At 44.3% G+C, this 13,401-nt stretch carries 15 protein-coding genes; 4 read left to right on the forward strand and 11 right to left on the reverse strand.

Going from position 1 to position 13,401, the window contains the following annotated elements:
* Positions 1 to 130: 130 nt before the first annotated feature.
* Complete coding sequence (locus AC20MK_RS03565) at positions 131 to 622, forward strand: rubrerythrin family protein (protein WP_487356621.1); 492 nt, start codon at positions 131 to 133, stop codon at positions 620 to 622.
* 304 nt (positions 623 to 926) lie between these two features.
* Here AC20MK_RS03565 and AC20MK_RS03570 read toward each other — a convergent pair whose 3' ends face one another.
* Positions 927 to 1,049 carry a hypothetical protein gene (locus AC20MK_RS03570; RefSeq protein ID WP_487356622.1) on the reverse strand — a complete coding sequence of 41 codons (123 nt, stop codon included), beginning with the start codon at positions 1,047 to 1,049 and terminating at the stop codon, positions 927 to 929.
* A 359-nt stretch (positions 1,050 to 1,408) separates the two neighbouring features.
* Between AC20MK_RS03570 and AC20MK_RS03575 the strand changes: the two genes are divergently transcribed.
* From AC20MK_RS03575 to ccsA, 3 genes are read left to right on the forward strand one after another with little or no spacing between them, the layout of a single operon-like run.
* Positions 1,409 to 1,942: a hypothetical protein gene (locus AC20MK_RS03575; RefSeq protein WP_487356623.1), complete on the forward strand. Its 534-nt coding sequence runs from the start codon at positions 1,409 to 1,411 to the stop codon at positions 1,940 to 1,942.
* 36 nt (positions 1,943 to 1,978) lie between these two features.
* On the forward strand, positions 1,979 to 2,395 hold the full coding sequence (locus AC20MK_RS03580; RefSeq protein WP_487356624.1) for a hypothetical protein: 417 nt from the start codon (positions 1,979 to 1,981) through the stop codon (positions 2,393 to 2,395).
* Complete coding sequence (gene ccsA, locus AC20MK_RS03585) at positions 2,392 to 3,489, forward strand: cytochrome c biogenesis protein CcsA (protein ID WP_487356625.1); 1,098 nt, start codon at positions 2,392 to 2,394, stop codon at positions 3,487 to 3,489. Before AC20MK_RS03580 ends, ccsA begins: the two co-directional genes overlap by 4 nt.
* 20 nt (positions 3,490 to 3,509) lie before the next feature.
* On the opposite strand, the gene alaXM is transcribed toward ccsA, so the two are convergent.
* From alaXM to AC20MK_RS03635, 10 genes are all read right to left on the reverse strand, one after another.
* Positions 3,510 to 4,214 carry an alanyl-tRNA editing protein AlaXM gene (gene alaXM / locus AC20MK_RS03590; RefSeq protein WP_487356626.1) on the reverse strand — a complete coding sequence of 235 codons (705 nt, stop codon included), beginning with the start codon at positions 4,212 to 4,214 and terminating at the stop codon, positions 3,510 to 3,512.
* A 50-nt stretch (positions 4,215 to 4,264) separates the two neighbouring features.
* Positions 4,265 to 5,320 carry a tRNA-intron lyase gene (gene endA, locus AC20MK_RS03595; protein WP_487356627.1) on the reverse strand — a complete coding sequence of 352 codons (1,056 nt, stop codon included), beginning with the start codon at positions 5,318 to 5,320 and terminating at the stop codon, positions 4,265 to 4,267.
* Complete coding sequence (cfbB, locus tag AC20MK_RS03600; protein ID WP_487356628.1) at positions 5,317 to 6,786, reverse strand: Ni-sirohydrochlorin a,c-diamide synthase; 1,470 nt, start codon at positions 6,784 to 6,786, stop codon at positions 5,317 to 5,319. Before cfbB ends, endA begins: the two co-directional genes overlap by 4 nt.
* Positions 6,787 to 6,800: 14 nt before the next feature.
* Positions 6,801 to 7,595: a Ni-sirohydrochlorin a,c-diamide reductive cyclase ATP-dependent reductase subunit gene (cfbC, locus tag AC20MK_RS03605; protein ID WP_487356629.1), complete on the reverse strand. Its 795-nt coding sequence runs from the start codon at positions 7,593 to 7,595 to the stop codon at positions 6,801 to 6,803.
* A gap of 16 nt (positions 7,596 to 7,611) precedes the next feature.
* The gene (gene cfbD, locus AC20MK_RS03610; protein WP_487356630.1) at positions 7,612 to 8,724 is read right to left on the reverse strand and encodes a Ni-sirohydrochlorin a,c-diamide reductive cyclase catalytic subunit; all 1,113 of its coding nucleotides are present in this window, start codon (positions 8,722 to 8,724) and stop codon (positions 7,612 to 7,614) included.
* 102 nt (positions 8,725 to 8,826) lie between these two features.
* Positions 8,827 to 10,191 (reverse strand): coenzyme F430 synthase, encoded by a 1,365-nt coding sequence (cfbE, locus tag AC20MK_RS03615; protein WP_487356631.1) that lies wholly within the window; start codon positions 10,189 to 10,191, stop codon positions 8,827 to 8,829.
* Positions 10,192 to 10,205: 14 nt separating this feature from the next.
* Positions 10,206 to 10,601, reverse strand: a complete 396-nt coding sequence (gene cfbA, locus AC20MK_RS03620) for a sirohydrochlorin nickelochelatase (protein WP_487356632.1) — start codon at positions 10,599 to 10,601, stop codon at positions 10,206 to 10,208.
* Between the two features lie 373 nt (positions 10,602 to 10,974).
* Entirely contained in the window at positions 10,975 to 11,598 is a 624-nt protein-coding gene (locus tag AC20MK_RS03625) for a DUF2150 family protein (protein WP_487356633.1), read from the reverse strand.
* Positions 11,599 to 11,674: 76 nt separating this feature from the next.
* A complete protein-coding gene (locus AC20MK_RS03630; protein ID WP_487356634.1) occupies positions 11,675 to 12,127 on the reverse strand; it encodes a UPF0179 family protein in 453 nt (150 codons plus the stop codon).
* A 123-nt stretch (positions 12,128 to 12,250) separates the two neighbouring features.
* The gene (locus AC20MK_RS03635; RefSeq protein ID WP_487356635.1) at positions 12,251 to 13,324 is read right to left on the reverse strand and encodes an NAD(P)-dependent glycerol-1-phosphate dehydrogenase; all 1,074 of its coding nucleotides are present in this window, start codon (positions 13,322 to 13,324) and stop codon (positions 12,251 to 12,253) included.
* Positions 13,325 to 13,401: the final 77 nt, after the last annotated feature.

Genomic DNA, 13,401 nt, shown 5'->3' on the forward strand with positions numbered 1-13,401 from the left:
AAGTATAAGATATACTACTAATTTTTCATACACTGTAATTCTTCAAATATTTCTCCGATTTTCCATTAACCATATATTTGATATGTCCCCAGTTATCTTGTAATATATCAAAATAATGTGGAGGAATATCATGAGTACGATTGAAAATCTAAACGAAGCGTTTGCCGGGGAATCAATGGCAAACAGGAAATATCTTGCTTTTGCAAAAATGGCTGACAAAGAAGGTCTTGGACAGATCGCTAAATTGTTCAGGGCTGCAGCTGCTGCAGAAACAGTACATGCTCATGCTCATCTAAAAGTTCTGGGTGGTGTAAAGAGCACTGAAGAGAACCTTCAGGAAGCGATAAGTGGCGAGACCCTGGAATTCAACGAAATGTATCCTGCCTTCATAGCAGAAGCAGAAAAAGAAGGCAACAAGCAAGCTGCTCGTAGCTTCGATATGGCAAATCAGGTCGAGCAGATCCACGCCGGACTCTACAAGAAAGCCCTGGACAATATTGGCAGCAATGAAGAAGTCGACTATTACGTCTGTGATGTCTGTGGAAATACCGTGGAGGGTGAAGCGCCTGAAAGGTGTCCTATCTGCGGAGCTGTACATTCAAAGTTCAAGAAAGTAGACTGATACAAGATCTCTTTAAAGGCGGGAACTTCACCGTCTTTTAACTTTTCTTTTCCATATACATGCAATAACTTGTTACGGTTTCGTAGTCGTTGTTGCATTTTATAAGTTTGTAGAAATTACAGGTTTTGATAATAAAGTCCATTTGATCGCAAAATGAACTTTTTGACCACAAAGGCTCCACATTTTTAATGACAAACAAAACTCATACATCAATGGTTATTGGTAGTAAAAATGTGGAAGTTACCTTCTGAACAGGCAATCCCACATATTAATAATTTGTTAAATTACCGCAGAAGTACAGTAATTACTTTTTCTCTTTTTCTTCCTTGGCCACTTCTAACTTCTTACCGCACTGGTCACATTTTCCTTCATCTGTAACACTTGGCCGTTTTGGTGCTTCTCCTCCACAAATTCCGCATTTTACCATCTGCTTTCACCCCCTATTTCCATCTATCAGAGTATCGCTTCCCACATTTGTTCCAATTATTCCGGAAGCCTGAATACCCTTTAAATATAGGCTATGTGATTACAAAAATCTTATGAAACTGAAGTTCTTACCTGAGCTTCTAACGATTAAGCTGATCGGATGGTTCTATCATGGGGAGATGAATGGAGATGGGGTCAATTTGGCAAGCATATCAAACTTTTCAACTTCATGCTCGTTGTTAACGATTCAAAAGTAAAGAGATTAATAGGCAATGTCGACATTACTCATATCAGGGCTGTATCAGGACCTTCAAATTAATACCGATACATATTTTAATACAAATAACGATTGTGAATCCAATGAAAGAAAGCAAAGACATCATAAACAGCAGTAACATCATGTTGGCAAGTGTGCTGACAATGCTTCTGCTTGCTGCTCTCATCACTCTGGGGATGCTGACACCACTTGTCGTGAAGCTCACCACAGGCAATGAGATAAGCATGGGTGCTGAATATTTCAATGACAGGAGTGCAATACCGACAGCAGCATTGGTCGTACTGCTCACCACATTTCTGCTTTATGGTTACTTCGGTGCAAAGAAGGCACTCTTAGTTGCGGGTCTTACTGTTCTCCTATCTCTGGTGTTCGCTTTCATCTCACCTTTTGGGAACCTTCCGCTCGATGTCACAGTGCCATTAACAGGAATGGCGGTCGTAGCCACATTCTATAAGATGTACATGGCAATGGAGCGGGGATCATGGACAATGAAGCTCAAGGGCATAAGTGCTCATGTGATACATCTTGGTATTCTTTTCATTCTCATAGGCATTGTTGCCAGCTCGAACATGCAGGTGGAAGGCTCGGATATTGTGACCGTGGACTCTCCCGGATAGTTCGAAGGGCAGAACTACATAGTTTCCGTAACTGACATGCATTCAGTTTTCGAAGGCTCTCCATACAAGCAATATCCGGGATCTTCCTATGCAACCCACGTCACCTTCGATGTCTATAAGAAAGGGGCTTATTTTGATAGTGGTCAGGTCAAATACATAACTGACTTCAAATGGGGTCAGACATTCACCACCACATATGTTGAACGAGGGCTCTTTGAAGAGCTGTTCATAGCTCCAAAGGCATTGAACGAAAGCAGTGGTGAGGTCAGCCTTTATGTCAGGACAGTTCCGTTCATAACATTCATCTGGGCTGGTCTTTTCCTTATGGTTGCCGGTATAATCTCTCTTGTGCTTGTGGACCGTTCACTTGAAAGCAACAATTCGAAGACCGAAATACCTCTTAATGGAAAACGAAATAACAGCTCTAAGGCTCGTAAGGGGGCTAAAAAATGAACTTCGGAATGATATTTATCTGGTTGGCGTTCATCCTGGGTACAGGTTCAGCATGTCTGGCTATTATCGGTCTTTTGCGAAACGATGAACGCTTGATCTCCCGGTCGAAACAGTTCGAGCTAGGCTGCGGTGTTCTAACAACATCTGCCATCATGTTGCTGACCTATTATCTGTTCACAGTATCGGCGTCATATGTCTATGTCTATCTGCATTCCAGCATAGACCTTGAATGGTTCTATCGCTTTTCTGCCCTCTGGGCAGGTCAGGAAGGTTCGTTCCTGCTCTGGACATGGTTCACTCTCATGATCCTTCTGGTAATTCAGTATACAGGACAGACAAAAAAGCTTGCAGATACGAAGTTAATGAACATCACAAGGGCGGTCTGTCTAACGATAGTAGCTTTCTTCCTCCTTCTTCTGGTATTGAAGAATCCCTTCGAGACCTATTACGCTGTTTTCGGAGGAGCTATCGAGACCTCCAATTGGAATCCCTTTGTTACGGCCTATCATCTCATCGATGGACAGGGTATGAACCCGCTCCTAAGGAACCCCTGGATGGCAGTCCATCCACCAGTATTGTTCCTGGGCTATGCTGCATTCACCATACCCTTTGCAGCAGCATTTGCATCATTGATCATCGATGACAATCGATGGATGCAACTGACAAGGAACTGGATGCGTCTGGCATGGCTTTTCCTTACAGCAGGTATAGGTCTTGGTGGCTTTTGGGCATATGAGGTTCTCGGATGGGGAGCATGGTACTGGTCCTGGGACCCTGTTGAGACGTCTTCATTGATACCCTGGATAACAGCTACCGCATTCCTGCATTCGGCAACAAGGGTCCGTTATGGAGAATACCGTTTCCTTGCTCCGATGCTGGCAATAGTTTCCTTCATACTGGTAATATTCGCTACCTTTGTGACACGCAGTGGTATGTGGGTATCCGTACACTCCTGGCAGGACCTCACATTCGAAGGAACATTGATCGCTTTCTTCCTGGCGATACTTGTCGGTTCAAGTCTTGTGTTGCTGACAAGAAGGTACTTTGAAGAGAACGATGGCAGCGATAAAAGCGCTCAGCATAAAGATCAGTAATAATAATTGGTCAAAAAAGATCAGGAGAATCTGAAATAGATCCTCCTGTTATTCTTCCCTTTATTCTCTGCCTTGATTATCTCAATATGTGGTATGTCACCAGTATTTGCAACATGGGTACCACCACATGCCTGGTCATCGACATCAGGTATCCGTATAACTCTTATCTCTTCTATTTCCGGCGGGAATGCATCCTTGAGCTTCACCACAGATGGTATCTTCAGTGCTTCATCTCTTGGAAGGATATCTATCTCCACATCGATGTTGCGGTCTATGATCTCATTGACCTTCGCTTCATAAGTGCCTATCAGTTCTCTGTCGAAGTCCTCAAGATTAAAATCAACTCTTGTCTTATTTTCTGCTATCTGATTTCCGGATATCTTCGCACCGGTCTCACTATGGATTATAGCACTGAGAATATGGGCAGCAGTATGGTATTTCATGAAAAGGCTTCGTCTGTCCCAGTCGATTATACCTTTGACCTGATCTCCGGCCTTCAATCCGGCCTCAGAGACCTCGTGACTTATCTTCCCATCAAATTTACCCACAAATATGACGGGATACTCTTTTCCATCACAGACAAGTTTACCGGTATCATGAGGCTGTCCTCCTGAACTGGGATAGAAAGCCGTCCTGTCAAGGACAACGAATCTATCATCGGTCACATCGAGGACATTAGCCTCGAACTCTTTCATCTGACAGTCTTTAAAGTAGAGTTCTTCCATAATGGAAAATCAGGAATATCCTTAATAAATGTTTTTCATTCCGACAGACATCACATCTTTACTCTTCCAATATCGATGTAATCCACACCTTCGTCTGTGGGGATAGCATAGAGCATCCTCTTTCTTACACTGTTGGCAAGTCTTATGGCCCTTGACATGACCGGTAGTGTAAACTCATGGTCCAATGGTATCGAATGTATGAGATATTCGGAATGCGGTATCTTTGTTGGTGATTCCACCTGTGCATAAACACGGAAATGACTGCCGAACTTGAAGCCTGTCTTTGGCACAACTCCTTCATCTCGAAGATCTGTGTAAACACTGCTCTTTATATTGAACTCTGGCTCGATCTCCGAGGCCGTCTTTGAAAATGTATCTGCATCCAGAGATTCATTCTGTCTGTTGTTGATATTGATGACACCTTTCTCAAGGAGATATCGGGATTCAACGAGTGAAAGTTGTAATCTCTGACTGTCAAGGGGTTTCCCGTAAAAGCCGTTCTCAAAAAGGGTATTTGAAGCGTCTTCATCCCATATAACGACCCTGTCCTCAAGGAAAGTTGCATCTGTATTGATGTCCGGATAAAGGGGTTCCTTCATCTCACCTTTTAATCGTGGTCTTTTCACATCATAGAACGTGATGTCACTCTCTTCGTCCACAATGGCGAGTATCATCTGTTTCCTGACGTTCTCTGCTGCTGCAAGGGATTTCAAAAGATCCCTCAGTGGCATTGGTGCCCTTTCCGACCTTACATAGACGAACTGCTTTGCTGCTCCCTTTCCAGGATGACTGCCACGTGGGTATACACGGAAATCGGTCACTCCTGGCTGGACATAGAATCCTCGTTCTCTCAGGTCCTTATAAACGATATATTTAAGCTCGAAGGATGGCTGCAAGATGGAAGCTGCCTTGAAAAGACCTGCAAAATCCAGTACCTTTCCTTCATGTTCCACTTCTATCTTCCCACGGTATGCCAGATATACAGCTTCGATAAGTGTAAGCTCAAGCCCGTTCGATTTAGGCCTGCCGTAGTACCCGTTATTGTAAAACTCATTAATGGCTTTTTTTTCTACAAGTACACGGTCTTTGACTATCTCTGCTTTCATTTTTTATTACCTCTATATCTGATGGCGGAATCCACGAAGGATGCTGCAAATTCTTTATATGATGCTGCTTCCAGATGAGCGTATGCACCAAGGGTATTGTTCCTGACCAGTCCATCCCATCCATCCCGTATCCCTGTCCCGCGGGATAGTTTTATGGCAAATTCAGCATCATCTGGTATTTCGGTCACCTCTGAATGATGGAACTCATGTCCTATGAACGAATTTCCTTTATTGCCGATAACCGTATCCTCATCGAGCTGACCTATATTGTAACTGACCACACGTTTGTGTCCCATGAGGGAATGTCCGGGAAGGGCCCCCACCATTTCATGGGTGGCTTCTTTCATTTCTGCCATGTGGTATGTCCCTTTACCTTTCACACCGGTGGTGATCCTCTCGGTCAGGTACATGAGTCCTCCACATTCACCGTATATGGGGAGTCCGTTCTCCGATGCTTTCCTTATGTCTTCCCTCATGCTTTCATTCGCTTCCAGCTCAGCCGCATAGAGTTCGGGATAACCGCCGCCCAGATAAAGGCCGTCCATGTTCGGCAGTCTTTCATCGTGGATCGGACTGAAATATTCAAGTTTTGCTCCTGCAAGTTCCAGAAGCTCAAGATTGTTATGATAATAGAAATTAAAAGCCTCATCAAGTGCGATCCCTATCACAGGTCTTTCACTTTCTATCTTTCTGGGTATGAATATCGTTTTCTCTGCTTCCTTCAAGGGCTGTGCCTGTTGGGCTATCTCAATGAGCTTGTCAATATCTATGCCTTCGGACACTCTTTTCTCTATGGCTGCAAGGCGCTCATCAAGATCATTGACCCTGCGCCTTTCCTCGATCGCGGGAACAAGTCCAAGATGACGCATGGATATCTGCATGGCATTGTCCCTGGGGATGATGCCGAGTACAGGAAGTTTGGTAAAATGCTCCACAGCTTCCTTGGCTTTCTTTGCATGCCTCATACCGCCGATATTGTTGAGTATGACACCTACGATATTGACGTCAGGGTCAAAGTCCTTATATCCATTGACAAGGGCAGCGGCGGAGCGTGTGATGCTTCGGGCGTTGATGATGAGGATCACCGGACATTTCAGCATCTTTGCTATCTGTGCGGTACTTCCCATATCGCCAATGCTTTCCAGTCCCTCGAAAAGCCCTCTGACGCCTTCGATCACAGCGATCTCGGCCTTGCCATCCACTTCACATGCATGTGCGAACACATCAAGGACACCTTCCTCTCCCATTAGGTATCCATCAAGGTTACGTGCTCTCCTTCCCGTTATCTCGGAATGGTAGCTCGGGTCTATATAATCAAGGGCCACCTTGAATGGCTGTACATTGTATCCTCTGGTCTTAAGGGCTGCCAGCAATCCGGCGGTGATGGTGGTCTTTCCGGAAGACGACCTGTCAGCAGCAAGGAGCACTCTTGGAATATTGAATTCTTTTTTATCTGCGGATGGCATGATGGTATCTCTTTTTATCGGGTAAGCTCTCTGAGACGCTCATCGTCAAGAGCAACAGGCATAACGGAAGTATCTCGTTGCATGATAGCCTTCGCAAGGTCACGATAGACCTGTGCAATGCTGGAGTCCGGTGCTTTTTCCATGACCGAGAAACCGTCCCTCTCGCAATCCTGCACGATCTGTTCCTTTGGTATGAAGGCCATGAGATCGGTTCCAATCTCACTTGCGAACTTGGTCACTATCTCTTTTTCACGGCTCACACTGCGGGAATTGCATATGATCCCGCTAAGAGGGGTGTTTATCTTTGCCAGTCCTCTGCAGATATTGTTAGCTGCATAAAGGGGCATGTATTCCCCTGAGGTCAGAACATATGCTTGTTTTACAAGCCCCTTGCGTATGGGTGCCACAAAGCCACCGCATACGATATCTCCGGGAACATCGTAGATGATAAGGTCCATCTCGTTCAGGGTCTTTGATATCTTCTTAAGTGTCTGGATGGCCACGATGATCCCACGTCCGGCACAGCCGATACCTGGTTCAGGACCGCCCACTTCCACACACTTCACGCCATTGTAACCGGTAAATACGACATCATCCTCTTTCACATCCTTTTCCTCACGCAGAAGGTCAAGGATGGTAGGGATGCGTTTTCCTCCAAGAAGGGTGATGGATGAATCGCTTTTCGGGTCACAGCCAATTATCATTACCGTGTAACCCTCATCGGCACATGCAGCTGCAACGTTGGATGCAGTACTGGATTTTCCGATACCGCCCTTTCCATAGATAGCTATTCTTTTCTGTATGCTCATCTGTGAATGCTCCGTTTTATAATGATTCTTTTGCGACTTCTCTCAATGTGGCACCGAACTCGGATTCTACGATGTGGTTGACACCGAGTGTCTTTGGATGCAGGTCTATCTCGACTATCACATGTTCGTGTCCCATTTCCTTAAGGGGCAATACCTGTCTTGGTCCATTGGTAACGGATATAAGTTCCATGTCGGAGATGTGGTCCATTGGTATTGCATGCGGGACACCGCTTATCACAGCGAAATCGAAGTCTTTGTACTTGTCCTTTATCAACTGGTCAACAGTATTCCCTGCAATGGGATACTCGTCAAGTCCGCCAATGTTCTCGTGGATGACAATGCCCTTTTCCTTCAGGTCATTCGTGATGCATTCTGCATGGTGGCGAACCCTTGGAAGTCCCAGCTTCTCATCTATATTTGCCATATTGACAATATTGTCTGCTTTGCCAAGCTGCTCAGCTACTTCATTGATAGCAACCGTGATGTCTGCGAACATATAGCCTGTCTCTTTCTTGGCGTTCATGATCACAAGTCCGCGTTTGCCTTCCTTGAGCAGCTCGATGATCCTCTGTGCGACCTTATATTTCACATCGCCGCGTGAGGGTGCAAGATATTCCTTGCTTGCAGCACCATGTCTTAGTTCGACATTGGTCGCTTCCTCGAGCAGGGCACGCTGCCTCTCAAATTCTGTCTTGTCAATAACACCTACATCGAGTGCGGATTCAAGGGCAACGATCACACCTTTTGTATTGTTCCTATATCCTGCATGCACTTCCACTTCGATAACCGGCACATCAAGGTCTGCCTCCATGACCGGTTCATGCATTTCCTCTCCGATTATCATACTGGCACAGGTGCCCACAACACCGATGAGTTTCGGTTTGAACATCTCGTTGACCTTATGGAGCACGTTCACGAGGGCATCATGCCCTCCAAATACGAAACCGCTTTCATCGAGGGCAGTCGTAACTACATGTATTCCGTCCTCTTCAAGCAACCTTGCATGCTTGAAAGAGCATCCAGGTGGTCCGTGCAGTATTGCAACATCGACATTCAGGTCCCTTAAAGTGTACAATGAAGCCACGATGGAACTTGGTCGTGGGTGTATGATCGTAATATTCTTGTCCATGATCGTTCCTCATTTTTGATAATATATTTTATTAAATGTATAATAATATATTTTTTGTAAATGTATGATGGTAAATTTTATTAAATATATGATGATACGTTTTTATCTGAAACATTTGACACACGACAGTATAATGTCTCCAGTGGTGGAATTTATCAGGGCAGTGTCTATCCCTTCCTCAAATGATCGCACATAATATGCGTTCTTATATTTTATATCACGCATTCGCCTTCCCACCAAAATGACCTTGTCCATCAGTATTCCCTTTCTCTGAAGGAGGTCTGATACGTTCTCAGGCGGGAGGCCTTCACATACCTGTTCTGCTTCTTCACCAAGTATTATGATAACCTTTCCCTCTTCTGATCTCAGGGCATAATCGAGTGCTTTTTCCACAGACAATATGTCCATTCCTGAATTGGAATTGTCTATAAGTGTCCTGCCTTCAAGTTCACCCTTTGTCATCCTTCCGGTAAGACCCTTGAAATCATGAACTGTTTCAGATATGTCTTTCTCATCAATCCCGATCGCAATTGCTATTGCAGAAGCTGCGGCGATGGCTATGGTATAAGCAGAAACATCAAACCCTTCTGTTGTGTTCGTTCTGATGGTGGAATTGGATGTACGAATGGCAACCTCATTTCCTGTGACCTTTACGTTCACATCGGCAACATTGTCAGCTTCATCGCTGAAGGTTATCGTGTCGATATTCTTTTCCCGGGCAGAAGTTATGGCTTTTTCTGCATTTGAACTTATTATGGCAATACTGCCGGCCTTTGCATTTTCCACCATCTGCAATTTCGCATCACTTGCCCACGCAGTGCCAGAGGCTATCCTGTAATCCTGTCCCAGTGACGTGATAACTCCAATGTCAGCACACCCTGTGCCACCAATGGATGTTTCAAAGATGACTACTTCAGGCCTGAGCCTCTCCTTTTCCATGATCTCAATGGCCATGAGAATGCTTCCGGGTGCGATGCTCAGCCCTTTATGGATGACTGTGGCAATACCTTCTTCCCAGTACTCAAGTCCTCTGGAGGTATGAAGGAGCACTGTCTGTTTCCTTGAGATTATATCTGCCAGAAGGGATGCAGTACTGGTCTTGGCCTTTGTACCGGTGATCTCAATGACCTTTTGTCCGGCAAGCCGCTTACTTTCATTGATAAGCTGTCCGACCATTTTATGATGTGTCAAAACAGGGTTACCTTTTTTTCTTGCACTTTTCAGTACTTGAAGATCCGGGTCAAGGTGAACTGGAGCTACAACGGTTTCCTTAAGGTTTAGCTCAAATTCTTCCTTTGAAGAAAGAACAGGAAAAAATGTTTGCAGATCAGATATTGTCGCATCGTCCAGTGTATCATAGACATCGATGGCACGGACATTATATCCAAGCCGTACCATCTCTTTTGCAACAGGAATTCCGGCGTGCGTCAGGTCGAGCACGACCGCATCCTTCTGACCTGCGTTCATAGTTATTGGTCTGTTTACATTACTTCCATTGCTCTCTCGAATACGAGATCAGCAAGAAGCTCGTGGTGTCCGAGTGGTTTTCCAAAAGTGACCGGGATCTCGTTTCCATCCACTGTGATCTTTCCTTCATTTGTCTCAGGGTCGAGTTTGAGTATTTCCGGAATATCTTCTGTGATATGGATTCCTGATGCAAGGAATACAGGTACAGCTAAGATCTTTGTGACGCCAGTGCCTTCGAAATCAGCAAGAGCTTCCTGGACTGTTGGAAGGGTGTTCTCCATGAAACCTGCTTTTATAACATACTCAGGATGTTTTTTTGCAATTGTAGCTGCTATCTCTGATACGACTTCTTTGTTGTAAGGCAGTCTGCTTCCGTGGCCAATGGCTAAGATCCCTATCTTTTCGCTCATTTATTATACCTCTAATTTGTTGGATTTTAATTTCAAATTGTTTCGCTTTTCTATTAAAAGGAATGCAAGACAACCAATGTCCATCTGATCATCCCATTTTTCGAGAAGCTTGAATTTGGAACGATGTTCATACGTTTGTACACCGTTTGTGTTACTCCTATGATATTGTGATTACATAAAAACAATTCGGGTTTGTTTTTGGTAGTACTATGCACACATTGTAAAAATAAACGTGGTGTGAACGCAAATACTGTTAAGAATATATGGACAAAAACAAATAAAAAAATAGCTTTTAAAAATAGTGAAATAAATGTCAGGAAATCAATTGGATATACGTTAAAAAATAAGAAAACGAATATCAATAAAAAAAGAATCAGGAGCCGTCGTCTTCTCCGTCATCCTCTTTGTAACCATCAGCTCCGATCATGGCAGCTTCAACGGAATCAATACCATCGAGCCATTCTGCAACAAGGCCGTATGGGAGATCTTCCATAGCAGCTTCAGGCAGGCTTTTACCGTCCAGTATAAGTGCTCCTACCTGTGCAATGCAGGTTATGGCTGAGTCAATATCTTCTGCTTCTTCATATTCGATCGCTACTGCAATGAGATCTTCGATGTTTGATTCTTTATCAAAGTCGCCTGCTATGTAGCACTCGCATGCTGCGAAGCTTCCTGCAAGGGCTGTCTGTACAGACTCGAGCATCATATCAATGTCCTCGGACACAGGTTCGACCTCTTCGAGTGTAATTTCTCTGATATCCTTGATTATCGCGATCGCATCATCTAAAGGAAGTGTCTTATTCTCGTATTTTGCAATGACCTTCAGGCATGCGAGAATGATGTCATCTTCCATTGTGACAAAAATAGCACCTTCTTTCCCGGAGTTCTCTTCTTCTTCCTTGAACTCGAATCCGCTTTCTTTCACTTGACCGAGCCAGTTGCTCCAGCGCTCTTTTGTATAAAATTCATGGTCGATTTTTTCATGTGTGTCCGACATTTTAGTACCTCTTTCAATTTTCACTTATTGGGTATATCTAGGACATGTTCCGGTATTAATATAAAAGACATTCGAGTCAGGGTAATAGCTCGACTTTCTTCAATGTGACTGAAGGGTCAGCTTCCATCTCTACAGTGCCCATCACTTTCAGAATGGTACACCTGTCTCCGTTGCGAAGTCCTTTTGGATAGCAAAGCTCATATGTCTCAGCATCCAGTTTCTCATCACATTTTGGTGCCTGATATCTTATTTTTGAACCTTCGATAGCTTTTTTCGAGTCCAGTAATGCAAAGATCGGTGCTTTTACAACATCGACGACCATTGCTCCTTTATCATGGACAAAACACTCATGAAGGGTATCGTTCCTTACTTTTACTACCCTGTACTTCTTTCCTTTTTCAAGGCTCATACAGGTGTTTTTCAGTTTGCACTGCTCGCATTCCGGCGTCTCTCCATCGAAGAAGAACTCTGCACCTTCTTTTGCGAGTCTGGTTCCAATGAGCGTTATAGTGGTATCCATGTCCTCCATTTAATCACCTTGTGTTATGAGATCGTAATGACCTTAGTAATATATGATAATTTTTGGGTTTATCAAACCCGCTCTTCTTATAGAGATATAGATATATTGATAATCCCTCAATTCAGACCATTTTTAGGATATGACCTTTGTCTTCCTTGCGACTATTTCAGCAGCATCAGGTGTCAGGCCTGTGCCAAGTATGGTATATCTTTCAGGTCTGATGGTATGTGAGAGTACAAGTGCTTCTAATATATACTTATCTTCAATGCCCAGCTCTTTCGCAGTAGTGGGTGCTCCTATCATCTTTAAAGCATCACTTATCTTCTTCCAGTCACCGCCATGAAGGTACATCATCAATATTGTACCAACACCACATTGTTCTCCGTGAAGTGCCGGTTCATCTGCTATCCGGTCAAGTGCATGGCTGAACATATGTTCAGAGCCGGATGCAGGTCTTGATGAGCCTGCAATGCTCATTGCTACCCCGCTTGAGACAAGTGCCTTAACGACCATTCTGACGGAACTCTCAAGTTCAGGTTTTATCGAATCCGCTGAATCAATAAGTATCTGTGCGGTCATGCTTGCAAGAGCGGCGGCATATTCACTGAACTGCACGTTCTGGAGCCTGCTCGCAAGTTGCCAGTCAAGCACTGCAGTACAATTCGATATGATGTCTCCGCAGCCTGCTGCTAATAATCTGTAAGGCGCATTGGCTATGATCTCCGTATCCGCAATAACTGCCATTGGTGCGTTAGCCTGGATCGATGTCGTAGTTCTCCCGTCCTTAATGGAAGCTCTCGAAGAGACGATACCATCATGTGAAGCAGCAGTTGGAACACTTATGAAAGGCACTTCCAGCTCAGTGGCAGCAAGTTTCGCGACATCGATGGTCTTACCGCTACCCACACCCAAAAAGTATTTTGTGCCTGATTCTATTGCATGCTTCCTTATCCTTTCAACTTCTGTCATGGATGCTGATTCCGAGATCAACAGCTCGACGTTCTGGCCTACATCCTGCAATGAATCCTGAACGATCTCACCTGCTATTCCTTTGGTACTCTTTCCTGTGACAACTAATGCGTTGTCGATAAGTTTCAGGTCTGTGCAGACATTCCTGACCTCGTTGATGACACCATGCCCCACCACAACATCTCTTGGTAGCTGCATCCATTTCTTCTGTCCGTTCATATCATGCGTCACATCCATGTTTATATGGTTCTCTGTATCTCTGACACCATATATTATTAAGCATTAGTGTTATTAGGTTATTCCTACAGCTTTTG

This window comes from Methanococcoides sp. DA23 (genome assembly GCF_057593895.1).

Coding starts and splice junctions, on each gene's coding strand:
- AC20MK_RS03565 (WP_487356621.1), top strand. CDS start 131: ATGAGTACGATTGAAAATCTAAACGAAGCGTTTGCCGGGGAATCAATG.
- AC20MK_RS03570 (WP_487356622.1), bottom strand. CDS start 1,049: ATGGTAAAATGCGGAATTTGTGGAGGAGAAGCACCAAAACGGCCAAGT.
- AC20MK_RS03575 (WP_487356623.1), top strand. CDS start 1,409: ATGAAAGAAAGCAAAGACATCATAAACAGCAGTAACATCATGTTGGCA.
- AC20MK_RS03580 (WP_487356624.1), top strand. CDS start 1,979: ATGCATTCAGTTTTCGAAGGCTCTCCATACAAGCAATATCCGGGATCT.
- ccsA (WP_487356625.1), top strand. CDS start 2,392: ATGAACTTCGGAATGATATTTATCTGGTTGGCGTTCATCCTGGGTACA.
- alaXM (WP_487356626.1), bottom strand. CDS start 4,214: ATGGAAGAACTCTACTTTAAAGACTGTCAGATGAAAGAGTTCGAGGCT.
- endA (WP_487356627.1), bottom strand. CDS start 5,320: ATGAAAGCAGAGATAGTCAAAGACCGTGTACTTGTAGAAAAAAAAGCC.
- cfbB (WP_487356628.1), bottom strand. CDS start 6,786: ATGCCATCCGCAGATAAAAAAGAATTCAATATTCCAAGAGTGCTCCTT.
- cfbC (WP_487356629.1), bottom strand. CDS start 7,595: ATGAGCATACAGAAAAGAATAGCTATCTATGGAAAGGGCGGTATCGGA.
- cfbD (WP_487356630.1), bottom strand. CDS start 8,724: ATGGACAAGAATATTACGATCATACACCCACGACCAAGTTCCATCGTG.
- cfbE (WP_487356631.1), bottom strand. CDS start 10,191: ATGAACGCAGGTCAGAAGGATGCGGTCGTGCTCGACCTGACGCACGCC.
- cfbA (WP_487356632.1), bottom strand. CDS start 10,601: ATGAGCGAAAAGATAGGGATCTTAGCCATTGGCCACGGAAGCAGACTG.
- AC20MK_RS03625 (WP_487356633.1), bottom strand. CDS start 11,598: ATGTCGGACACACATGAAAAAATCGACCATGAATTTTATACAAAAGAG.
- AC20MK_RS03630 (WP_487356634.1), bottom strand. CDS start 12,127: ATGGAGGACATGGATACCACTATAACGCTCATTGGAACCAGACTCGCA.
- AC20MK_RS03635 (WP_487356635.1), bottom strand. CDS start 13,324: ATGGATGTGACGCATGATATGAACGGACAGAAGAAATGGATGCAGCTA.